Raw genomic sequence first — 18,835 nt, 5'->3', positions numbered from 1 at the left:
CTTTTGAAGCTAGACAGAAGCGAGAGGTAGACCACCGAGGTGGCCGTACAAATCACCACCGACCTGAGCATGGTGCGCAACATCGGCATCATGGCCCACATCGACGCCGGCAAGACGACGACGACCGAGCGGATCCTGTTCTACACCGGTATCACGTACAAGATCGGTGAGGTCCACGACGGCGCCGCCACGATGGACTGGATGGAGCAGGAGCAGGAGCGCGGCATCACCATCACGTCCGCCGCGACGACCTGCACCTGGAAAGACCACACCATCAACATCATCGACACCCCCGGGCACGTCGACTTCACCGTCGAGGTGGAGCGCTCGCTGCGCGTCCTCGACGGCGCCGTCGCGGTGTTCGACGGTGTCGCCGGTGTCGAGCCGCAGTCCGAGACCGTGTGGCGCCAGGCGGACCGGTACGGCGTACCGCGGATCTGCTTCGTCAACAAGCTGGACCGCACCGGCGCCGAGTTCATGCGCTGCGTCGACATGATCGTCGACCGGCTGGCCGCGGTGCCGCTGGTGCTGCAGCTGCCGATCGGCTCCGAGTCCGACTTCATCGGCGTCGTCGACCTGGTCGGCATGCGCGCGCTGACCTGGCGTGGCGAGACCACGATGGGTGAGGACTACACCGTCGAGGAGATCCCGGCGACCCACACCGAGCTCGCCGCGGAGTGGCACGACAAGCTGATCGAGACGCTGGCCGAGGCCGACGACGAGATCATGGAGATGTACCTGGAGGGCGAAGAGCCCACCCAGGAGCAGGTCATGGCCGGCATTCGCCGCGCCACGATCGCCTCCAAGCTGACCCCCGTGCTGACCGGTACCGCGTTCAAGAACAAGGGCGTCCAGCCCCTGCTCGACGCGATCAACGCCTTCCTGCCGAGCCCGCTCGACGTCCCCGACATCGAGGGTCACGACATCAAGGACGGCAGCGAGGTCGTGCTGCGCAAGCCGGACGACAGCGAGCCCTTCTCGGCGCTGGCCTTCAAGATCGCGGCCGACCCGCACCTGGGCAAGCTGACCTTCATCCGGGTCTACTCGGGCAAGCTCGAGACCGGCACCCAGGTGCTGAACCCGACCAAGGGCCGCAAGGAGCGGATCGGCAAGATCTACCGCATGCACGCGAACAAGCGTGAGGAGATCGCGTCGGTCGGCGCCGGCCACATCGTCGCCGTGATGGGTCTGAAGGACACCACCACCGGTGAGACGCTGTGCGACCCGGCCAAGCCGGTCCTGCTCGAGTCGATGACGTTCCCGGCGCCGGTCATCTCGGTCGCCATCGAGCCGAAGTCGAAGGCAGACCAGGAGAAGCTCGGCGTCGCGATCCAGCGCCTGGCCGACGAGGACCCGACCTTCCAGGTCCGGACCGACGAGGACACAGGCCAGACGATCATCGCCGGTATGGGCGAGCTGCACCTCGAGGTGCTGGTCGACCGGATGAAGCGCGAGTTCCGCGTCGAGGCCAACGTCGGCAAGCCCCAGGTCGCCTACCGCGAGACCATCAAGAAGAAGGTCGAGAAGGTCGACTACACGCACAAGAAGCAGACCGGTGGTTCGGGTCAGTTCGCGCGTGTGATCATCAGCATCGAGCCGACCGCGGTCGAGGCGGGTGGCGAGGGCGGTTACGAGTTCGTCAACGCCGTCACCGGTGGCCGTATCCCCCGGGAGTACATCCCGTCGGTGGACGAGGGCGCCCAGGAAGCCATGGAGTTCGGCGTCCTGGCCGGCTACCCGATGGTGGACGTCAAGGTCACCCTGACCGACGGCGCCTACCACGACGTCGACTCGTCCGAGCTGGCCTTCAAGATCGCCGGTTCGATGGCCTTCAAGGACGCGGCCCGCCGCGCCCAGCCGGTCATTCTCGAGCCGATGTTCGCGGTCGAGGTCATCACGCCCGAGGACTACATGGGTGAAGTGATCGGCGACCTCAACTCACGCCGCGGCCAGATCCAGTCCATGGACGAAGGCCCCGGTGGCAGCCGGGCCATCAAGGCCTCGGTGCCGTTGTCCGAGATGTTCGGGTATGTCGGGGACCTGCGGTCGAAGACCCAGGGCCGCGCGTCGTACTCGATGCAGTTCGATTCCTACGCCGAGGTTCCGAAGAACGTGGCGGAAGAGATCATCAAGAAGGCCCGCGGCGAGTAATCTCGCCCCGGACCAACCAACCCACAGCGCGTCGGCGTACGGCGTAAGTCAACATTTTCCAGGAGGGCCCCAGTGGCTAAGGCGAAGTTCGAGCGGACTAAGCCGCACGTCAACATCGGCACCATCGGTCACATCGACCACGGTAAGACCACTCTTACCGCGGCGATCACCAAGGTGCTGCACGACAAGTACCCGACCCTCAACGAGGCGTCGGCCTTCGATCAGATCGACAAGGCGCCGGAAGAGCGTCAGCGCGGTATCACCATCTCCATCGCGCACGTCGAGTACCAGACCGAAGCCCGGCACTACGCCCACGTCGACTGCCCCGGGCACGCGGACTACATCAAGAACATGATCACCGGTGCGGCCCAGATGGACGGTGCGATCCTGGTCGTCGCGGCCACCGACGGCCCGATGCCCCAGACGCGTGAGCACGTGCTGCTCGCCCGTCAGGTCGGCGTGCCGGCGATGGTCGTCGCGCTGAACAAGTGCGACATGGTCGACGACGAGGAGATCCTGGAGCTCGTCGAGCTCGAGGTTCGCGAGCTGCTCTCCGAGCAGGAGTTCGACGGTGACAACGCGCCGGTCGTGCACGTTGCCGCCCACCCGGCCCTGCAGGGTGACGAGAAGTGGGGTGAGTCGATCCTGAAGCTGATGGATGCGGTCGACGCCTACATCCCGCAGCCGGTTCGCGAGATCGACAAGCCGTTCCTGATGCCGGTGGAGGATGTCTTCACCATCACGGGTCGCGGCACCGTCATCACCGGCCGGATCGAGCGTGGCGTGGTCAAGGTCAACGAGACCGTCGACCTGATCGGCATCCGTGCCGAGAAGCAGACCACCACGGTCACCGGCATCGAGATGTTCCGCAAGCTGCTCGACACCGGTGAAGCCGGCGAGAACGTCGGTCTGCTGCTTCGTGGCACCAAGCGCGAAGACGTGGAGCGCGGCATGGTCGTCATCAAGCCGGGCACCACGACCCCGCACACCAACTTCGACGCGTCGGTCTACATCCTGTCGAAGGAGGAGGGCGGCCGTCACACGCCGTTCTTCCAGAACTACCGGCCCCAGTTCTACTTCCGCACCACGGACGTCACCGGCGTCGTCACGCTGCCCGAGGGCACCGAGATGGTCATGCCGGGCGACAACACCGACATGTCGGTCGAGCTGATCCAGCCGATCGCCATGGAAGAGGGCCTGAAGTTCGCGATCCGTGAAGGTGGCCGCACCGTCGGCGCCGGCCGGGTCACCAAGATCCTCAAGTGATTTCATGAGGTCCGCGAGGGCTCGCAGTTCGAGCCCTCGCGGACCTCTGCTTTAGGCGAGAGCTGTGCGAGATCGGGGCAAGTCGGGGTCGGTGACTCCGGAACGGTCCCGTGATCAGCAGCACAGCTCGAGCCTGGAGCCACCTCGATTGGCATTCCGATGCCGATCTCTGGCACAATATTCAGGTTGCTCAGGCGAGGTTGCCGGGGCGCGCCCCAGAGAGGTTTTCTGGCTGGTGCGCCGGACCGGAGACCATGCCGAGGTTCCGGTCCGAGACCGGGCCCCGATCTCCATCCCAGGGTCGAAAGTGTGTGGTGACGCGCGTGCCGCGTCCGCGACACACCCGACCGCGGGGGTCGGAGCGACAAAGACGAAGACGAAGAGAAGGACGTAGCGAAGCGATGGCGGGACAAAAGATCCGCATCCGGCTGAAGGCCTACGACCACGAGGTCATCGACAGTTCGGCGCGCAAGATCGTCGACACGGTGACGCGTACTGGTGCGAAGGTTGCTGGCCCGGTGCCGTTGCCGACGGAAAAGAACGTGTTCTGCGTCATCCGCTCGCCGCACAAGTACAAGGACAGCCGCGAGCACTTCGAGATGCGCACCCACAAGCGGCTCATCGACATCATCGACCCCACGCCGAAGACCGTCGACTCGCTGATGCGTCTCGACCTGCCGGCCGGTGTCGACATCGAGATCAAGCTCTGAGGGACGCGAACAGCCAATGAGCAAAACCAAGAACACGCGAGGTCTGCTGGGCACCAAGCTCGGCATGACCCAGACCTGGGACGAGAACAACCGAGTCGTCCCCGTCACCGTGATCCAGGCCGGCCCGTGCGTGGTGACCGAGGTTCGTACCTCGGCCAGCCACGGCTACGACGGCGTGCAGATCGCGTTCGGCGACATCGACCCCCGCAAGGTGACCTCGCCGATGCGCGGCCACTTCGAGAAGGCCGGCGTGACTCCTCGCCGCCACCTGCTCGAGCTGCGCACCGCTGACGCCAGCGAGTACACGCTCGGCCAGGAGATCAAGGCCGAGGCGTTCGCCGCCGGCGAGATCGTCGACGTGTCCGCCACCAGCAAGGGCAAGGGCTTCGCCGGTGTGATGAAGCGGCACGGCTTCCACGGCCTCCGCGCCACCCACGGTGTGCACAAGAAGCACCGTTCGCCGGGATCCATCGGCGGCTGCGCGACCCCCGGCCGCGTCTTCAAGGGAATGAAGATGTCGGGCCGGATGGGTCACGAGCAGGTCACCACGCAGAACATCACGGTCCACGCGATCGATGCCGAGCGCGGCCTGATCCTGGTCAAGGGCGCTGTCCCCGGTCCCAAGGGCGGCCTTGTGCTGATCCGCAACGCCGCGAAGGGAGCTACCAAATGAGCACCGTTGACGTCGTCGTCGTGAAGGGCGACAAGGTCAGCAAGAAGGGCTCCGCGGAGCTCCCCGCCGAGCTGTTCGACGTCCAGGTCAACATTCCGTTGATCCACCAGGTCGTCGTGGCCCAGCTGGCCGCCGCCCGTCAGGGCACCCACAAGGTCAAGCGCCGTGGGGAGGTGTCCGGTGGTGGCGCCAAGCCGTACCGCCAGAAGGGCACCGGCCGCGCCCGTCAGGGCTCGACCCGCGCGCCGCAGTTCACCGGTGGTGGCGTCGTCCACGGCCCCACGCCGCGTGACTACAGCCAGCGGACCCCGAAGAAGATGATCGCCGCCGCCCTGCGCGGAGCGCTCTCCGACCGGGCCCGTGAAGGCCGCGTGCACGTGGTCGACCAGTTCGTCGACGGCGACGTGCCCTCGACGAAGGCCGCGAAGGCCGTCCTCGCCGAGGTGACCGAGTTCCTCAAGGTGCTCGTGGTCGTCGAGCGCGATGACGACGTCTCGCTGCTGAGCCTGCGCAACGTGCCGACCGTGCACCTGATCGCGGCCGACCAGCTGAACGCGTACGACGTGCTGTGCAACGACGCGATCATCTTCACCAGCAAGTCGCTGGAGACCTTCGTCGCCGGTACGCCGAAGGGCAAGTCCGTCAAGGCTGTCGCGACGTCGACCGAAGCCGAGCAGGAGGTAGAAGCATGAGCCACGGAGTCAACAAGGACCCGCGGGACGTGCTGCTCCGGCCGGTCGTGAGCGAGAAGAGCTACGGCCTGCTGGACGAGCAGAAGTACACGTTCGAGGTCGCTACGGACGCCAACAAGACCGAGATCAAGCTCGCGGTCCAGAAGGTGTTCAAGGTCCGCGTGACCAGCGTCAACACGATCAACCGCAAGGGCAAGCGCCGCCGTACCCGTACGGGCTGGGGCAAGCGTCCCGACACCAAGCGAGCGATCGTCAGCCTTGCCGGCGACGACCGCATCGACATCTTCGGAGGCCAGTCGTAATGGGTATCCGCAAATACAAGCCGACAACGCCGGGCCGTCGTGGCTCGAGCGTGGCCGACTTCGTCGAGCTCACCCGTTCGACCCCCGAGAAGTCGCTGCTGCGTCCGCTGCCCAAGAAGGGCGGCCGGAACAGCTCCGGCAAGATCACCACCCGGCACCACGGTGGCGGTCACAAGCGGGCGTACCGCCTGATCGACTTCAAGCGGTACGACAAGGACGGCGTCCCGGCGAAGGTTGCCGAGATCGAGTACGACCCGAACCGCACCGCGCGGATCGCACTGCTGCACTACGTCGACGGCGAGAAGCGCTACATCCTCGCCCCGGCCAAGCTGGAGCAGGGCACGATCATCGAGAACGGTCCCGCCGCGGACATCAAGGTCGGCAACAACCTGCCGCTGCGCAACATCCCGGTCGGTTCCACGATTCACGCCGTCGAGCTTCGGCCCGGTGGCGGCGCCAAGATGGCCCGTTCCGCCGGCGCCAGCGTTCAGCTGGTCGCCAAGGAGGGCCGGATGGCCACCCTGCGGATGCCGTCCGGCGAGGTCCGGATGGTCGACGTGCGCTGCCGCGCCACCCTCGGTGAGGTCGGCAACGGCGAGCAGTCGAACATCAACTGGGGCAAGGCCGGCCGGATGCGCTGGAAGGGCAAGCGCCCGACCGTCCGCGGTGTCGCCATGAACCCGGTGGACCACCCGCACGGTGGTGGTGAGGGTAAGACGTCCGGTGGACGTCACCCGGTGTCACCTTGGGGCCAGCCTGAGGGCCGCACCCGCGGCCGCAAGGAAAGCGACCGCATGATCGTCCGGCGCCGCAAGGCCGGCAAGAAGCGCTGATAGGAGCCGGACAGAATGCCACGCAGCCTGAAGAAGGGCCCGTTCGTCGACCACCACCTGCTCAAGAAGGTGGAGGTGCAGAACGAAAAGGGCACCAAGAACGTGATCAAGACCTGGTCGCGCCGATCCATGATCATTCCGGACATGATCGGCCACACGCTGGCGGTGCACGACGGCCGCAAGCACGTCCCGGTGTTCGTCACCGACGCGATGGTCGGGCACAAGCTCGGCGAGTTCGCACCGACCCGGACGTTCAAGGGTCACGAGAAGGACGACCGCAAGGCACGGCGTCGCTGACCTCGGTCAGTGACTACGCGCAAGCAACCTACGGAGAGATTCGAACATCATGAGCGTTCAAGAGCGTAGGGCCGTCAGTGCCCGTCGCGAGAGCCTGCTGGGCGAGGAGCCCGGGGCCTTCGCGGTCGCGCGCTTCGTCCGCGTGACGCCTATGAAGGCGCGCCGCGTGGTCGACCTGGTGCGCGGCATGGGCATCGACGATGCACTCGCCACTCTGAAGTTCGCCCCGCAGGCCGCTGCCGCGACCGTGTACAAGGTCGTCGACAGCGCCGCGGCGAACGCCGAGGGCACCGAGCACCTGAGCCGGACCGACCTGGTCGTGGTGAAGGCCTTCGTGGACGAGGGACCGACGCTGAAGCGTCACCGCCCGCGTGCACAGGGCCGGGCCACCCGGATCGACAAGCGGACCAGCCACATCACCATCGTGGTCGGCCCGAAGGTCGAGGTCGCGCCGCCGGTCAAGAAGGCCGAGGCCAAGAAGGCCGACGCCAAGACTGACGACGCCACGAAGGCGCCGGCCAAGAAGGCCACTGCCAAGAAGGCGCCGGCCAAGAAGGCGACCGCCAAAAAGGCTGAGAAGAAGGAGACCCGATAGTGGGCCAGAAGGTTAACCCGCACGGGTTCCGACTCGGCATCAGCACGGACCACAAGAGCCGTTGGTACGCCGACAAGCTCTACAAGGACTACGTGGGCGAGGACGTCAAGATCCGTCGCCTGCTGAGCAAGGGCATGGAGCGCGCCGGCATCTCCCGCGTGGAGATCGAGCGCACCCGTGACCGGGTTCGGGTCGACATCCACACCGCGCGTCCGGGCATCGTGATCGGTCGCCGCGGCGCCGAGGCGGACCGGATCCGGGGCAGCCTCGAGGAGCTCACCGGCAAGCAGGTGCAGCTGAACATCCTCGAGGTCAAGAACGCCGAGGTCGACGCCCAGCTCGTCGCCCAGGGTGTGGCCGAGCAGCTGTCCGGCCGCGTGGCGTTCCGCCGCGCGATGCGCAAGGCGATGCAGACCACCATGCGTGGCGGCGCCCTGGGCATCCGGATCCAGTGCTCCGGTCGTCTGGGTGGCGCTGAGATGTCGCGGTCGGAGTTCTACCGCGAAGGCCGTGTGCCGCTGCACACCCTGCGCGCTGACATCGACTACGGCTTCTACGAGGCCCGTACGACCTTCGGCCGGATCGGCGTGAAGGTCTGGATCTACAAGGGCGACCTGGCCGGCACCCGCGCCGAGCGCGAGGCCCAGGCTGCCGCTCGCGCCGCGACCCAGCAGCGTGGCCGTCCGGCCCGCCGTGACGGTGGCGGTGGCGACCGCGGTGATCGTGGTGGCCGTGGTGGCGACCGTGGTGGCCGTCGTGACGGTGGCGCCCCCCGCAACGAGGCTCCGAAGGCCGATGCAGCTCCGGCTGCGGAGAAGCCGGCCGAGACGACCGGAACGGAGAGCTGAACCGTGCTCATCCCCCGCAAGGTCAAGCACCGCAAGCAGCACCACCCGAAGCGCTCCGGCGCTGCCAAGGGCGGCACCACGCTGGCGTTCGGTGACTTCGGTATCCAGGCTCTGGAGAACCACTACGTCACCAACCGGCAGATCGAGTCCGCTCGTATCGCGATGACCCGGCACATCAAGCGTGGCGGAAAGGTCTGGATCAACATCTACCCGGACCGCCCGCTGACCAAGAAGCCGGCCGAGACCCGGATGGGTTCCGGTAAGGGTTCGCCCGAGTGGTGGATCGCGAACGTCAAGACCGGACGGGTTCTGTTCGAACTGTCCGGTGTCGACGAGGACGTCGCTCGCGAGGCCATGCGCCGCGCGATTCACAAGTTGCCGATGAAGTGCCGCTTCATCAGCCGAGAGTCAGGTGAGAACTGATGGCTATCCTGACTGCCGCCGAACTGCGGAACCTCGGGAAGGACGAGCTTCTGACGAAGCTCGGTGAAGCCAAGGAGGAGCTGTTCAACCTCCGCTTCCAGGCTGCCACGGGTCAGCTGGAGTCCCACGGCCGGCTGAAGGCCGTCCGTAAGGACATCGCCCGCATCTACACGGTGCTGACCGAGCGTGCGCTCGGTATCACCGAGCAGGTCGACGCACCCGTGGCCGAGGCAGCCGCCGAGGTCGAGAGTGAAGAGACCGCGGACGACAGCGAGAAGGCTGGGAGCAAGGCATGACCGAGAACGCAGCGAAGGACGAGACCGTGAGCACGACCCCCGACACGAAGCGCAGCGCCCGCAAGACCAGGGTTGGTCTGGTGCTGAGCGACAAGATGGATAAAACCGTCACCGTCGAGGTCGAGGACCGGGTCAAGCACAAGCTGTACGGCAAGGTCATCCGTCGTACCAGCAAGCTCAAGGCCCACGATGAGCAGAACGCCGCCGGGATCGGCGACCGGGTTCTCCTGATGGAGACCCGGCCGCTGTCGGCGACCAAGCGCTGGCGCATCGTGGAGATCCTCGAAAAGGCGAAGTGACCAGCAACGCCTCGCAGTACCCAATCGAAATTATTCGTTCCGCAAGGCTCACCGAGCGTGAGAACCAGCGAGACAACCAGGAGATCAACAGATGATCCAGCAGGAGTCGCGACTGAAGGTCGCCGACAACACGGGTGCCAAGGAGATCTTGTGCATCCGCGTTCTCGGTGGCTCCGGTCGGCGCTACGCCGGTGTCGGTGACACGATCGTCGCCACCGTCAAGGATGCGATCCCGGGTGGCGGCGTCAAGAAGGGCGACGTCGTCAAGGCTGTCATCGTGCGCACCGTGAAGGAGCGCCGGCGTCCGGACGGCTCCTACATCCGGTTCGACGAGAACGCCGCCGTGATCCTCAAGGCCGACGGCGAACCGCGTGGCACCCGCATCTTCGGGCCGGTCGGCCGGGAGCTGCGCGAGAAGAAGTTCATGAAGATCATCTCGCTTGCTCCGGAGGTGCTCTGAGATGTCAGGTAAGCCCCAGCAGAAGGTGCAGCGGTCGCTGCACGTCAAGAAGGGTGATCTCGTCCGCGTGATCGCCGGCAAGTCCAAGGGCCTCGAGGGCAAGATCATCTCGGTCCTGCCCGAGGCCGAAAAGGTCATCGTCGAAGGCGTGAACCGGGTCAAGAAGCACACCAAGGTGCAGCAGGCCCAGCGCGGCGGCACCACGGGTGGCATCGTCACCCAGGAAGCCCCGATCCACGTCTCCAACGTGATGCTTCTGGTCGAGGTCGAGAAGGATGGCAAGAAGCAGAAGGTGACCACCCGCGTCGGTTACAACCGCGTCGAGGTGCAGAAGCGGCGCCCCGACGGCTCGACGTACACCGGTTTCCGGAGCGTTCGAATCTCGCGGCGTACCGGCGAGGAGATCTGATGACCACCGCAGCTCCCGAGGCGAAGACGTTGCCCCGGCTGAAGACCAAGTACCGCGAAGAGATCGTCGCGAAGCTGAACGAGGAGTTCAGCTTCGAGAACGTCATGCAGGTGCCCGGGCTCACCAAGATCGTGGTGAACATGGGTGTCGGCGAGGCGGCTCGCGACTCGAAGCTGATCGACGGCGCGATCAAGGACCTGGCCGCGATCACCGGCCAGAAGCCGTCGGTGACCAAGGCCCGCAAGTCGATCGCGCAGTTCAAGCTGCGTGAGGGCATGCCGATCGGCGCGCACGTCACGCTGCGCGGCGACCGGATGTGGGAGTTCCTGGACCGGTTGCTCTCGCTCGCACTGCCGCGTATCCGCGACTTCCGCGGCTTGTCGCCCAAGCAGTTCGACGGCAACGGCAACTACACCTTCGGTCTGACCGAGCAGGTGATGTTCCACGAGATCAACCAGGACAAGATCGACCGGGTTCGCGGAATGGACATCACCGTGGTGACCACCGCCAAGAACGACGACGAGGGGCGCGCGCTGCTGCGGCAGCTCGGCTTCCCGTTCAAGGAGAACTGACGTGGCGAAGACAGCACTCAAGGTCAAGCAGGCCCGTACGCCGAAGTTCGCGGTGCGTGGTTACACGCGCTGCCAGCGCTGCGGCCGGCCCAAGGCCGTCTTCCGCAAGTTCGGCCTGTGCCGGATCTGCCTGCGCGAGATGGCGCACCGGGGCGAGCTGCCCGGTGTCACCAAGTCCAGCTGGTGACCATCCGCACTGCCAGCACTGTTCTTTCTATTCAAAATCTAGTCACCGTAGGTCGCCATGAGGCGAAACCACGGCGGGAAAGAGGCCCCAGGCCATGACGATGACCGACCCGATCGCAGACATGCTCACTCGTCTGCGCAACGCCAATCAGGCGTATCACGAGTCGACCCAGATGCCGTACAGCAAGATCAAGCAGGGCATCGCCGACATCCTCCAGCAGGAGGGTTACATCTCCTCCTACCAGGTGGAGGAGCCCAAAGAGGGCACCGTCGGCAAGACGCTCGTTGTTGATCTGAAGTTCGGCCCGAGCCGGGAGCGCTCGATCGCTGGCGTTCGCCGGATCAGCAAGCCCGGCCTGCGGGTGTACGCGAAGTCGACCAATCTGCCCAAGGTGCTCGGTGGCCTCGGCGTCGCGATCATCTCGACGTCGCAGGGACTCCTGACCGACCGGCAGGCCAAGAACAAGGGCGTTGGCGGGGAAGTCCTCGCCTACGTCTGGTGACGAAGAACCGGAAGGAGGACCACTCTCATGTCTCGCATCGGTAAGCTCCCGATCACGGTCCCGTCCGGCGTCGACGTCACGATCGACGGCCAGACGGTCACTGTGAAGGGCCCCAAGGGTCAGCTCTCGCACGTTGTTGCGGAGCCCATCGTGGTCGACCGCGACGAGGACGGCACGCTCGCCGTCAAGCGTCCGGACGACCAGCGCAAGAGCAAGGAACTGCACGGCCTGTCCCGCACGCTGCTCGCCAACCTGGTGACCGGCGTGACGGACGGCTACGAGAAGAAGCTCGAGATCGTCGGCGTCGGGTACCGCGTCCTGGCCAAGGGACCGACCCAGCTGGAGTTCTCGCTCGGCTACAGCCACACCATCACGGTCGACGCCCCTGAGGGCATCACCTTCGTGGTCGAGGCGCCGACCAAGTTCTCGGTGCAGGGAATCGACAAGCAGTCGGTCGGCGAAGTAGCCGCCAACATCCGCAAGCTGCGCAAGCCCGAGCCCTACAAGGGCAAGGGTGTGCGGTACGCGGGCGAGCAGGTGCGCCGCAAGGTCGGAAAGGCTGGTAAGTAATGGCGATCGGATTGCGTCACAACAAGCACTCCGCCAAGAAGACCTCTTCCCGGCTGCGTCGCCAGATCCGCGTCCGCAAGAAGGTCAACGGCACGGCCGACCGGCCGCGCCTGGTGGTCAGCAAGTCGTCGAAGCACCTGTTCGCTCAGGTCATCGACGACGTCGCCGGCGTCACGCTGGTCTCGGCCTCCACGATGGAGGCCGACCTGCGCGGTGCGGAGGCGAACAAGACGGACAAGGCCAAGACCGTGGGCGGTTTGATCGCCGACCGCGCCAAGGCCGCTGGCATCGACGAGGTCGTCTTCGACCGCGCCGGGAACAAGTACCACGGCCGGATCGCGGCCCTGGCCGACGCCGCCCGTGAGGGCGGGCTCGGCTTCTGACATGGCGACACAAAGGGAAGAAGGTAGTTCGAAATGAGCGGAGGCCAGCAGCGTCGCGGAGGCGGCGCCGGTGGTGAGCGCCGTAACCGCGACGGTGGTCGTGGTGCGGCAGCTGACAAGACCGCCTACATCGAGCGCGTGGTAGCCATCAACCGTGTCGCCAAGGTCGTGAAGGGTGGTCGTCGCTTCAGCTTCACCGCCCTCGTGGTCGTCGGCGACGGTGAAGGCACCGTCGGTGTGGGTTACGGAAAGGCCAAGGAGGTGCCCGCGGCGATCGCCAAGGGTGTCGAGGAGGCCAAGAAGTCGTTCTTCAAGGTGCCGAGGATCCAGGGCACCATCCCGCACCCGGTCCAGGGCGAGAAGGCCGCAGGCGTAGTGCTGCTGCGTCCGGCCGCTCCCGGTACCGGTGTGATCGCGGGTGGTTCGGCGCGCGCAGTACTGGAGTGCGCCGGGATCCACGACATCCTGAGCAAGTCGCTGGGGTCCTCCAACGCCATCAACGTGGTTCACGCCACCGTTGCGGCGCTGCAGTCCCTGGAGACGCCGGAAGCCGTGGCCGCGCGCCGTGGCATGCCGGTCGAGCACGTCGCCCCGGCGGCGCTGCTGAAGGCGCGGGCGGAGGGGATCTCCTGATGGCACGCTTGAAGGTGACCCAGACCCGTTCCGGCATCGGTGGCAAGCAGAACCAGCGGGACACGCTGCGCACCCTGGGCGTCAAGCGGATCGGCGACACCGCCGTCCACGAAGACCGGCCTGAGGTTCGCGGGATGGTCCGCGCGGTTCGCCACCTCATCACCGTCGAAGAGGTTGACTGACATGGCGCTCAAGGTTCATCACCTGCGTCCGGCGCCCGGAGCCAAGACCGCCAAGACCCGCGTTGGTCGTGGTGAGGGTTCCAAGGGCAAGACGGCCGGCCGCGGTACCAAGGGCAGCAAGGCCCGTAACAACATCCCCGAGAACTTCGAGGGTGGCCAGATGCCGTTGCACATGCGGCTCCCGAAGCTGAAGGGCTTCAAGAGCAGGAACCGAGTGGAGTTCCAGGTCGTTAACCTGGACAAGCTCGGACAGCTGTTTCCCGAAGGTGGCGAGATCGGCGTAGCCGACCTGGTCGCCAAGGGCGCGGTCCGTGACAGTCTCCCGGTGAAGGTGCTGGGCGACGGCGAGCTCACGGTTGCTCTGCAAGTTTCGGTGCACAAGTTCTCGAAGTCCGCCAAGGAGAAGATCACGGCGGCCGGAGGAACCACTACCGAGGTGTGAGTACCCAGGGCTCGTGCGAGCCAGCGCTTGTATATTGTGCGCTGGAGTTCGGACGGGCCCTGGTTCGTCTCTTGCCCAGCTGCTTTGCTAGTGCCCTGCCCTGCCCGGGGCAAGGAAAACATGTGGGAGGACAGGGTGTTAGGCGCCTTTGCCAACGCGTTCAAGACTCCGGACCTGCGCCGGAAGATCTTGTTCGTGCTCTTCATCGTCGTGATCTTCCGGATCGGCTCCGTCGTGCCGGCGCCTGGCGTCAACGTCCAGTCGCTGCGTACCTGCATCGACGTCAGCAAAAACGGCTCGAACGCGAACCTGTACAACCTGATCAACCTGTTCTCCGGCGGGGCACTGCTGCAGCTCGCGATCTTCGCGCTCGGCATCATGCCGTACATCACCGCCAGCATCATTCTGCAGCTGCTCACCGTGGTCATCCCGCGGCTGGAGTCGCTGAAGAAGGAAGGCCAGGCGGGCCAGACCAAGATCACCCAGTACACCCGCTTCCTGACCGTCGGCCTGGCGATCCTGCAGGCGACCGCGTTCGTCGCGCTCGCCCGGACCCCCGGCCGGCTGTTCCAGGGTTGCAGTGAGCCCCTGCTCTACAAGGACGGCTGGTTCCCGGTCGTCGTGATGGTGCTGACGATGACCGCCGGTACCGGCGTGGTGATGTGGCTCGGTGAGCTGATCACGGACCGCGGTGTCGGCAACGGCATGTCGATCCTGATCTTCACCCAGATCGTCGCCACCTTCCCGACTCAGCTGTGGAGCATCCGCAAGGCCAAGGGCATCCCGACCTTCGTCGTGGTGATCCTGATCGGCCTGGTGATCATGGCCGCGGTCATCTTCATCGAGCAGGCGCAGCGCCGGATCCCGGTGCAGTACGCCAAGCGGATGGTCGGCCGGAAGATGTTCGGCGGCACCTCGACCTACATCCCGCTGAAGGTGAACCAGGCCGGCGTCATCCCGGTCATCTTCGCCTCGAGCCTGCTGTATCTCCCGGTCCTGGTCAGTCAGTTCCGACAGGACAAACCGTGGGCCCAGTGGATCCAGGGCAACCTGGTCAAGGGTGATCACCCGATCTACATGGTGACGTATGTCGCCCTGATCATCTTCTTCACGTACTTCTACGTCTCGATTACCTTCAATCCGAAGGAAGTTGCAGACAACATGAAGAAGTACGGCGGCTTCATCCCCGGGATCCGGGCGGGCCGGCCGACCGAGGAGTACCTCTCCTACGTTCTGTCCCGCATCACGTTGCCCGGCGCGATCTACCTGGCGATCATCTCGATGATTCCGCTGGTCGCCCTCGTCCTGCTCAACGCCAGTCAGAACTTCCCGTTCGGCGGTACCTCGATCCTGATCATGGTCGGCGTCGGACTGGACACGGTGAAGCAGATCGAGTCGCAGCTGCAGCAACGTAATTACGAAGGGTTCCTGCGCTGATGAGAATGTTGCTGATGGGTCCGCCCGGAGCGGGTAAGGGTACGCAGGCAAAGGTGCTTGCGGACCGGCTCGGGATCCCGGCCGTATCCACCGGCGACATCTTCCGCGCGAACGTGAAGGACGAGACCCCGCTGGGTCTCGAGGCGAAGCGGTACATGGACGCGGGCAACTACGTCCCCGACGAGGTCACCAACGCAATGGTGCGCGACCGGTTGTCGGAGGCGGACGCGGGTGAGGGCTTCCTGCTCGACGGGTACCCGCGGACGTTGCCGCAGGTCGGCACGCTGGACGACATCCTGGCCGAGCACGGCCACGAACTGAACGCGGTGGTCGCGCTGGTCGCGGACATCGACGTACTGGTCGACCGGATGCTCCGCCGGGCCAAGGTGGACGGCCGTACCGACGACTCCGAGGATGTCATCCGGCATCGCCAGGAGGTCTACACCGCCGAGACCAAGCCGCTGCTGCGGGTCTACGCCCAGCGCGGTCTGCTGGTCGAGGTGGACGGTGTCGGTGAGATCGACGAGGTCAGTGAGCGTGTGCTCACCGCCCTGAAAACGCTGGAAGGTTAAGAGCAGTCAGTGATCTTCAAAGACCGCGGGATCGAGATCAAGACCCGCGAACAGATCATCTCCATGCGTGCGGCCGGCCTGGTCGTCGGCCGCACGCTGGAACTGCTCCGCGGCGAGGTCAAGCCCGGTATCACCACCGGTGAGCTCGATGCGATCGCCGAGGACGCCATCCGCTCGGCGGGTGCGACGCCTTCGTTCAAGGGCTACCACGGCTTCACCGGCTCGATCTGCGCGTCGGTGAACGACGAGATCGTGCACGGCATCCCGGGCGACCGGGTACTGGCCGACGGCGATCTCATCTCGATCGACTGCGGTGCGATCGTCAACGGCTGGCATGGCGACGCGGCCATCACGGTCGGCGTCGGCGAGACCGCTCCGGAGCTGCTCGAGCTGGCCCGGATCTGCGAAGAGTCGATGTGGCGTGGATTCGCCGCCGCCAAGCTCGGTGGGCGGCTGACCGACATCTCGGCGGCTGTCGAGAGCCACGTGCGTGCCAACTCGGAGTACGGGATCGTCGAGGACTTCGTCGGGCACGGGATCGGGACGGCGATGCACCAGCCGCCGAACGTGCCGAACTACGGCAAGGCCGGCAAGGGCCCCAAGCTGGTCGAGGGCCTGGCGCTCGCGGTCGAGCCGATGCTCACGCTGGGCAAGCAGGAGAACCACACGCTCGAGGACGACTGGACGGTCGTCACGGACGACAGCCTGGCCGCCGCGCACACCGAGCACACCTTCACGCTGACCCCGCAGGGGCCGTGGGTACTGACCGCCCTCGACGGCGGCGAAGCCAAGCTCAAGGAGCTCGGCGTCACGTTCGGCCCCCTCGCCGACTGACGCTGCCGATCCACTCGTCGGTTGACTCCGGCATCCACCGGCCGGGGGACGCCGTGCGCTCCCGAGCTGAGGCACACTTGAGGCATGCCCAGTCAGTACCAGCCACACCAGCGGTTCACCGAGGCCGACCGCGACAAGATCGCCGGCCGGTTGCGGGACGCCTTCGCCGACGGCCGGCTGGACCAGCCCGAGTTCAGCTCGCGGCTCGACCAGCTGTACGCCGTGCAGACGTACGGCGAGCTGGAACCGCTGGTCCGTGATCTGCCGCCGGTACGGACGTACCAGACCCCTGCTGTGGTGCAGAACGCGACGCCCGCGCCGGCTCCCGGCGACTTCCCGGAGCGGCAGCGCAAGGGCAAGCAGGGCAACTCGCTGGTCGCCCTGGGCGGCGGCTTCGGCGGCATCGTCTTGCTGAACGTGGTGATCTGGTTCGTGATCGGGATCGGCAACGGTGGGCACTGGCCGAACTTCTGGCCGGTCTGGCTGTTGATCCCGTGGGCGTTCATCGTTCTCGGCCAGCTCGGAAAGCGACGTTGACGGCGGCCCCGGTCAGCAGGCACACCCGGCGTTCCCGGCTGCGGCCGGACTGGGTGTGGCAACTGCGGCAGGGGTCGGCGCTGGTTTTCGTACTCTGGTTCGCGATCGCGGTCCCGCTGGCGATCGCCGGCCTGCTGCTCGAACCACGCTGGGTCGGCTGGCTGGTACTGGCCTGGTTCCTCGTCCTGGTGATCTTCACGCTCGCGATGCGGCTGGCCGACAGCAAGCTGCGGCGGACTTGGGCGGACGCGGCCGAGCAGCTGGGCTGGCAGGTCGACGTGGCGGACCCGAGACTGCTTGAGCGCTGGCCGTTCCCGCCGTTCAGTACTGATCCCGCGGCCGAGGCCTTCGACGTCACGGCCGGCCGGCATCGCGGTCGTGAGCTGCTGACCGGTCGCTTCCGGCACAAGGTCGGCCGGCGCCAACTGGGGTTCGACTTTCTCGACCTCGCCGTCGACCGGCCGCTGCCTCCGTTGCAGGTGCTGCCGGCCCAGCTCGCTCCGGTCGCGGCGGCCAGCCTGCTGCCGATCAAGCTCCGGATCGACGGTCTGCCTGGTTCGTACCAGCTGTTCAACGGTCGTGAGGATCTGGCCGCCGAGGCGCTGCATCCTCGTGCGGCCGAGGTGCTGGCCCAGGTTCCGCCCTTCGGCTTCAGCTGCGAGGGCCGCCGCTTCGTCGCCATCCTGCCCGCCTACCGCGATACCGGTACTGCGCTAGCGCAACTCGACGCAGCCTGCGACCTCATCGACCTGATGCCGGAGCACGTGTGGCAAGCCGGCGAGCAGTGGCTGACCACCGGATCCCTCTAGTTCTTGGCGAGTAGCCGCACCAGTACTGCCAGGCCTTCATCGCCGTGGCCCTCCACGATGGCTCGATCGAGCAAGCTGCGGATCGGCCGCAACAACAGGGGATCGACCCCCTGCGCCTCGGACGCGTCGATGAAGTTGCCGAACGCCCCGGCCTGCATGGCGAGGTTGGAACCGGCCTGGCCCGGGGCTGCGCCGTACTCGAGATCCTTGGCCATCCTGGTGACCGAGCCAAGCATGGCGGTGAGCCAGGGGACCAGCAGGACGTCGGTGAACGCGGTCGGTGAGAGCTTCTCGCTGGAGACCATCGCGAGTGCGTGCGCGACCCCGCCGAACATTCCGTACATCGCACTGAGCAACGCCAGATCCTGCAACGCGGCCAGCCCCGGGTCACTGCCTGCGTACGTCGGCCTGCCCAATACTGCGAGATCGTCCCGATGCTGTTCGAACGTCTCGACCGAACCGCTGTAGAGGATGAACGAGGCAGGTCCGCCGATCATCGCGGGGACGGCCATGATGCCGCCGTCCGGGTACTGCGCGCCTTGCTGCGCCGCCCAGTCGGCAGTACGACGGGCCTGCTCGGGTGTGCCGTTGGTGAGGTTGACCAGTGTCCGCCGGGCCAACTCGGGAGCGACCGGCTCGACGGTACTGCGGACGGACGCGTCGTCGAGCAGGCAGACGACAACCAGCGGGCTCGACGTGATCGCGTCGCCGGCTGTCCTCGCCCGGGCGACGCCCAGGTCGTCGAGCTCGGGGGAGCGGCCGGGGGTGCGGTTCCAGACGGTGGTCGGGTGGCCGGCGGCCAGGAAGGTCCGGGCGAGGGCGGTGCCCATCGCGCCGAGACCGAGGACGGTGACAGGAGTCTTCATGTGGTCCAGGCTTGCCGCCAAGCTATAAAGTCGACAAGTACCTACTAAATAGTCA

Annotated in this window: 29 protein-coding genes; 28 read left to right on the top strand and 1 reads right to left on the bottom strand. The window is 66.1% G+C overall.

From position 1 onward, the window contains the following. Positions 1-69 precede the first annotated feature (69 nt). The 28 genes from fusA (at position 70) to OHA70_RS05900 (ending at position 17,914) form a co-directional block, all read left to right on the top strand. Complete coding sequence (gene fusA / locus OHA70_RS06035) at positions 70-2,151, top strand: elongation factor G (protein WP_442913900.1); 2,082 nt, start codon at positions 70-72, stop codon at positions 2,149-2,151. Between the two features lie 72 nt (positions 2,152-2,223). Beyond that, positions 2,224-3,417, top strand: coding sequence for an elongation factor Tu (tuf, locus tag OHA70_RS06030; RefSeq protein ID WP_328329420.1), 1,194 nt, complete (start codon positions 2,224-2,226; stop codon positions 3,415-3,417). Between the two features lie 401 nt (positions 3,418-3,818). Further along, positions 3,819-4,127, top strand: coding sequence for a 30S ribosomal protein S10 (gene rpsJ, locus OHA70_RS06025; RefSeq protein WP_012923688.1), 309 nt, complete (start codon positions 3,819-3,821; stop codon positions 4,125-4,127). A 16-nt stretch (positions 4,128-4,143) separates the two neighbouring features. Then, positions 4,144-4,800: a 50S ribosomal protein L3 gene (gene rplC / locus OHA70_RS06020; protein ID WP_328329418.1), complete on the top strand. Its 657-nt coding sequence runs from the start codon at positions 4,144-4,146 to the stop codon at positions 4,798-4,800. After that, positions 4,797-5,492 (top strand): 50S ribosomal protein L4, encoded by a 696-nt coding sequence (gene rplD / locus OHA70_RS06015; RefSeq protein WP_328329416.1) that lies wholly within the window; start codon positions 4,797-4,799, stop codon positions 5,490-5,492. The genes rplC and rplD overlap by 4 nt, the downstream gene beginning before the upstream one ends. Next, positions 5,489-5,794, top strand: coding sequence for a 50S ribosomal protein L23 (gene rplW / locus OHA70_RS06010; protein ID WP_328329414.1), 306 nt, complete (start codon positions 5,489-5,491; stop codon positions 5,792-5,794). Before rplD ends, rplW begins: the two co-directional genes overlap by 4 nt. Beyond that, on the top strand, positions 5,794-6,627 hold the full coding sequence (gene rplB / locus OHA70_RS06005) for a 50S ribosomal protein L2 (RefSeq protein WP_328329412.1): 834 nt from the start codon (positions 5,794-5,796) through the stop codon (positions 6,625-6,627). The genes rplW and rplB overlap by 1 nt, the downstream gene beginning before the upstream one ends. Positions 6,628-6,642: 15 nt before the next feature. Beyond that, entirely contained in the window at positions 6,643-6,924 is a 282-nt protein-coding gene (gene rpsS, locus OHA70_RS06000; protein ID WP_020388105.1) for a 30S ribosomal protein S19, read from the top strand. A gap of 49 nt (positions 6,925-6,973) precedes the next feature. Continuing rightward, positions 6,974-7,519 carry a 50S ribosomal protein L22 gene (gene rplV, locus OHA70_RS05995; RefSeq protein ID WP_442913870.1) on the top strand — a complete coding sequence of 182 codons (546 nt, stop codon included), beginning with the start codon at positions 6,974-6,976 and terminating at the stop codon, positions 7,517-7,519. Next, positions 7,519-8,367: a 30S ribosomal protein S3 gene (gene rpsC / locus OHA70_RS05990; RefSeq protein ID WP_328329410.1), complete on the top strand. Its 849-nt coding sequence runs from the start codon at positions 7,519-7,521 to the stop codon at positions 8,365-8,367. Before rplV ends, rpsC begins: the two co-directional genes overlap by 1 nt. Positions 8,368-8,370: 3 nt before the next feature. Further along, positions 8,371-8,790, top strand: a complete 420-nt coding sequence (gene rplP / locus OHA70_RS05985) for a 50S ribosomal protein L16 (protein ID WP_270136187.1) — start codon at positions 8,371-8,373, stop codon at positions 8,788-8,790. Then, entirely contained in the window at positions 8,790-9,086 is a 297-nt protein-coding gene (rpmC, locus tag OHA70_RS05980) for a 50S ribosomal protein L29 (RefSeq protein ID WP_328329408.1), read from the top strand. The genes rplP and rpmC overlap by 1 nt, the downstream gene beginning before the upstream one ends. Beyond that, positions 9,083-9,385, top strand: coding sequence for a 30S ribosomal protein S17 (gene rpsQ, locus OHA70_RS05975; protein WP_328329406.1), 303 nt, complete (start codon positions 9,083-9,085; stop codon positions 9,383-9,385). Before rpmC ends, rpsQ begins: the two co-directional genes overlap by 4 nt. Positions 9,386-9,476: 91 nt before the next feature. Next, positions 9,477-9,845 carry a 50S ribosomal protein L14 gene (gene rplN / locus OHA70_RS05970; RefSeq protein ID WP_020388099.1) on the top strand — a complete coding sequence of 123 codons (369 nt, stop codon included), beginning with the start codon at positions 9,477-9,479 and terminating at the stop codon, positions 9,843-9,845. Between the two features lies 1 nt (position 9,846). Continuing rightward, positions 9,847-10,254: a 50S ribosomal protein L24 gene (rplX, locus tag OHA70_RS05965; protein WP_328329403.1), complete on the top strand. Its 408-nt coding sequence runs from the start codon at positions 9,847-9,849 to the stop codon at positions 10,252-10,254. Beyond that, positions 10,254-10,826, top strand: coding sequence for a 50S ribosomal protein L5 (rplE, locus tag OHA70_RS05960; protein WP_270136191.1), 573 nt, complete (start codon positions 10,254-10,256; stop codon positions 10,824-10,826). Before rplX ends, rplE begins: the two co-directional genes overlap by 1 nt. 1 nt (position 10,827) lies before the next feature. Then, entirely contained in the window at positions 10,828-11,013 is a 186-nt protein-coding gene (locus OHA70_RS05955; protein ID WP_132167346.1) for a type Z 30S ribosomal protein S14, read from the top strand. A gap of 94 nt (positions 11,014-11,107) precedes the next feature. Further along, positions 11,108-11,515, top strand: a complete 408-nt coding sequence (rpsH, locus tag OHA70_RS05950; protein WP_164598719.1) for a 30S ribosomal protein S8 — start codon at positions 11,108-11,110, stop codon at positions 11,513-11,515. A 27-nt stretch (positions 11,516-11,542) separates the two neighbouring features. Beyond that, positions 11,543-12,085: a 50S ribosomal protein L6 gene (rplF, locus tag OHA70_RS05945; protein ID WP_328329392.1), complete on the top strand. Its 543-nt coding sequence runs from the start codon at positions 11,543-11,545 to the stop codon at positions 12,083-12,085. Next, entirely contained in the window at positions 12,085-12,468 is a 384-nt protein-coding gene (gene rplR, locus OHA70_RS05940; RefSeq protein ID WP_020388094.1) for a 50S ribosomal protein L18, read from the top strand. Before rplF ends, rplR begins: the two co-directional genes overlap by 1 nt. Positions 12,469-12,501: 33 nt before the next feature. Then, a complete protein-coding gene (gene rpsE / locus OHA70_RS05935) occupies positions 12,502-13,101 on the top strand; it encodes a 30S ribosomal protein S5 (RefSeq protein WP_328329388.1) in 600 nt (199 codons plus the stop codon). Beyond that, positions 13,101-13,283, top strand: coding sequence for a 50S ribosomal protein L30 (gene rpmD / locus OHA70_RS05930; protein WP_328329386.1), 183 nt, complete (start codon positions 13,101-13,103; stop codon positions 13,281-13,283). The genes rpsE and rpmD overlap by 1 nt, the downstream gene beginning before the upstream one ends. A gap of 1 nt (position 13,284) precedes the next feature. Beyond that, positions 13,285-13,725, top strand: a complete 441-nt coding sequence (rplO, locus tag OHA70_RS05925) for a 50S ribosomal protein L15 (protein ID WP_328329384.1) — start codon at positions 13,285-13,287, stop codon at positions 13,723-13,725. Positions 13,726-13,860: 135 nt separating this feature from the next. After that, the gene (gene secY, locus OHA70_RS05920) at positions 13,861-15,162 is read left to right on the top strand and encodes a preprotein translocase subunit SecY (protein ID WP_328329382.1); all 1,302 of its coding nucleotides are present in this window, start codon (positions 13,861-13,863) and stop codon (positions 15,160-15,162) included. Continuing rightward, entirely contained in the window at positions 15,162-15,734 is a 573-nt protein-coding gene (locus OHA70_RS05915) for an adenylate kinase (RefSeq protein ID WP_328329380.1), read from the top strand. The genes secY and OHA70_RS05915 overlap by 1 nt, the downstream gene beginning before the upstream one ends. Before the next feature lie 9 nt (positions 15,735-15,743). Next, a complete protein-coding gene (map, locus tag OHA70_RS05910; protein ID WP_328329378.1) occupies positions 15,744-16,568 on the top strand; it encodes a type I methionyl aminopeptidase in 825 nt (274 codons plus the stop codon). An 84-nt stretch (positions 16,569-16,652) separates the two neighbouring features. Next, positions 16,653-17,105 carry a DUF1707 SHOCT-like domain-containing protein gene (locus OHA70_RS05905; protein ID WP_328329376.1) on the top strand — a complete coding sequence of 151 codons (453 nt, stop codon included), beginning with the start codon at positions 16,653-16,655 and terminating at the stop codon, positions 17,103-17,105. Continuing rightward, on the top strand, positions 17,102-17,914 hold the full coding sequence (locus OHA70_RS05900; protein ID WP_328329374.1) for a hypothetical protein: 813 nt from the start codon (positions 17,102-17,104) through the stop codon (positions 17,912-17,914). Before OHA70_RS05905 ends, OHA70_RS05900 begins: the two co-directional genes overlap by 4 nt. Here OHA70_RS05900 and OHA70_RS05895 read toward each other — a convergent pair. After that, positions 17,911-18,780: an NAD(P)-dependent oxidoreductase gene (locus OHA70_RS05895; RefSeq protein ID WP_328329372.1), complete on the bottom strand. Its 870-nt coding sequence runs from the start codon at positions 18,778-18,780 to the stop codon at positions 17,911-17,913. The genes OHA70_RS05900 and OHA70_RS05895 overlap by 4 nt on opposite strands. Positions 18,781-18,835 lie beyond the last annotated feature (55 nt).

Origin of the sequence: Kribbella sp. NBC_00382 (genome assembly GCF_036067295.1) — a bacterium.
In the GTDB taxonomy this organism is placed as follows: Bacteria; Actinomycetota; Actinomycetes; order Propionibacteriales; family Kribbellaceae; genus Kribbella.
The sequence above is the reverse complement of the archived record's forward strand: the minus strand, read 5'-3'. Positions and strand labels throughout refer to the sequence as shown.

Excerpts from the sequence above, each read along its gene's own strand:
- fusA (WP_442913900.1), top strand. The coding sequence starts at position 70 with ATGGTGCGCAACATCGGCATCATGGCCCACATCGACGCCGGCAAGACG.
- rpsJ (WP_012923688.1), top strand. The coding sequence starts at position 3,819 with ATGGCGGGACAAAAGATCCGCATCCGGCTGAAGGCCTACGACCACGAG.
- rplC (WP_328329418.1), top strand. The coding sequence starts at position 4,144 with ATGAGCAAAACCAAGAACACGCGAGGTCTGCTGGGCACCAAGCTCGGC.
- rplD (WP_328329416.1), top strand. The coding sequence starts at position 4,797 with ATGAGCACCGTTGACGTCGTCGTCGTGAAGGGCGACAAGGTCAGCAAG.
- rplW (WP_328329414.1), top strand. The coding sequence starts at position 5,489 with ATGAGCCACGGAGTCAACAAGGACCCGCGGGACGTGCTGCTCCGGCCG.
- rplB (WP_328329412.1), top strand. The coding sequence starts at position 5,794 with ATGGGTATCCGCAAATACAAGCCGACAACGCCGGGCCGTCGTGGCTCG.
- rpsS (WP_020388105.1), top strand. The coding sequence starts at position 6,643 with ATGCCACGCAGCCTGAAGAAGGGCCCGTTCGTCGACCACCACCTGCTC.
- rplV (WP_442913870.1), top strand. The coding sequence starts at position 6,974 with ATGAGCGTTCAAGAGCGTAGGGCCGTCAGTGCCCGTCGCGAGAGCCTG.
- rpmC (WP_328329408.1), top strand. The coding sequence starts at position 8,790 with ATGGCTATCCTGACTGCCGCCGAACTGCGGAACCTCGGGAAGGACGAG.
- rpsQ (WP_328329406.1), top strand. The coding sequence starts at position 9,083 with ATGACCGAGAACGCAGCGAAGGACGAGACCGTGAGCACGACCCCCGAC.
- rplN (WP_020388099.1), top strand. The coding sequence starts at position 9,477 with ATGATCCAGCAGGAGTCGCGACTGAAGGTCGCCGACAACACGGGTGCC.
- rplX (WP_328329403.1), top strand. The coding sequence starts at position 9,847 with ATGTCAGGTAAGCCCCAGCAGAAGGTGCAGCGGTCGCTGCACGTCAAG.
- rplE (WP_270136191.1), top strand. The coding sequence starts at position 10,254 with ATGACCACCGCAGCTCCCGAGGCGAAGACGTTGCCCCGGCTGAAGACC.
- rpsH (WP_164598719.1), top strand. The coding sequence starts at position 11,108 with ATGACGATGACCGACCCGATCGCAGACATGCTCACTCGTCTGCGCAAC.
- rplF (WP_328329392.1), top strand. The coding sequence starts at position 11,543 with ATGTCTCGCATCGGTAAGCTCCCGATCACGGTCCCGTCCGGCGTCGAC.
- rplR (WP_020388094.1), top strand. The coding sequence starts at position 12,085 with ATGGCGATCGGATTGCGTCACAACAAGCACTCCGCCAAGAAGACCTCT.
- rpsE (WP_328329388.1), top strand. The coding sequence starts at position 12,502 with ATGAGCGGAGGCCAGCAGCGTCGCGGAGGCGGCGCCGGTGGTGAGCGC.
- rpmD (WP_328329386.1), top strand. The coding sequence starts at position 13,101 with ATGGCACGCTTGAAGGTGACCCAGACCCGTTCCGGCATCGGTGGCAAG.
- rplO (WP_328329384.1), top strand. The coding sequence starts at position 13,285 with ATGGCGCTCAAGGTTCATCACCTGCGTCCGGCGCCCGGAGCCAAGACC.
- OHA70_RS05915 (WP_328329380.1), top strand. The coding sequence starts at position 15,162 with ATGAGAATGTTGCTGATGGGTCCGCCCGGAGCGGGTAAGGGTACGCAG.
- OHA70_RS05905 (WP_328329376.1), top strand. The coding sequence starts at position 16,653 with ATGCCCAGTCAGTACCAGCCACACCAGCGGTTCACCGAGGCCGACCGC.
- OHA70_RS05895 (WP_328329372.1), bottom strand. The coding sequence starts at position 18,780 with ATGAAGACTCCTGTCACCGTCCTCGGTCTCGGCGCGATGGGCACCGCC.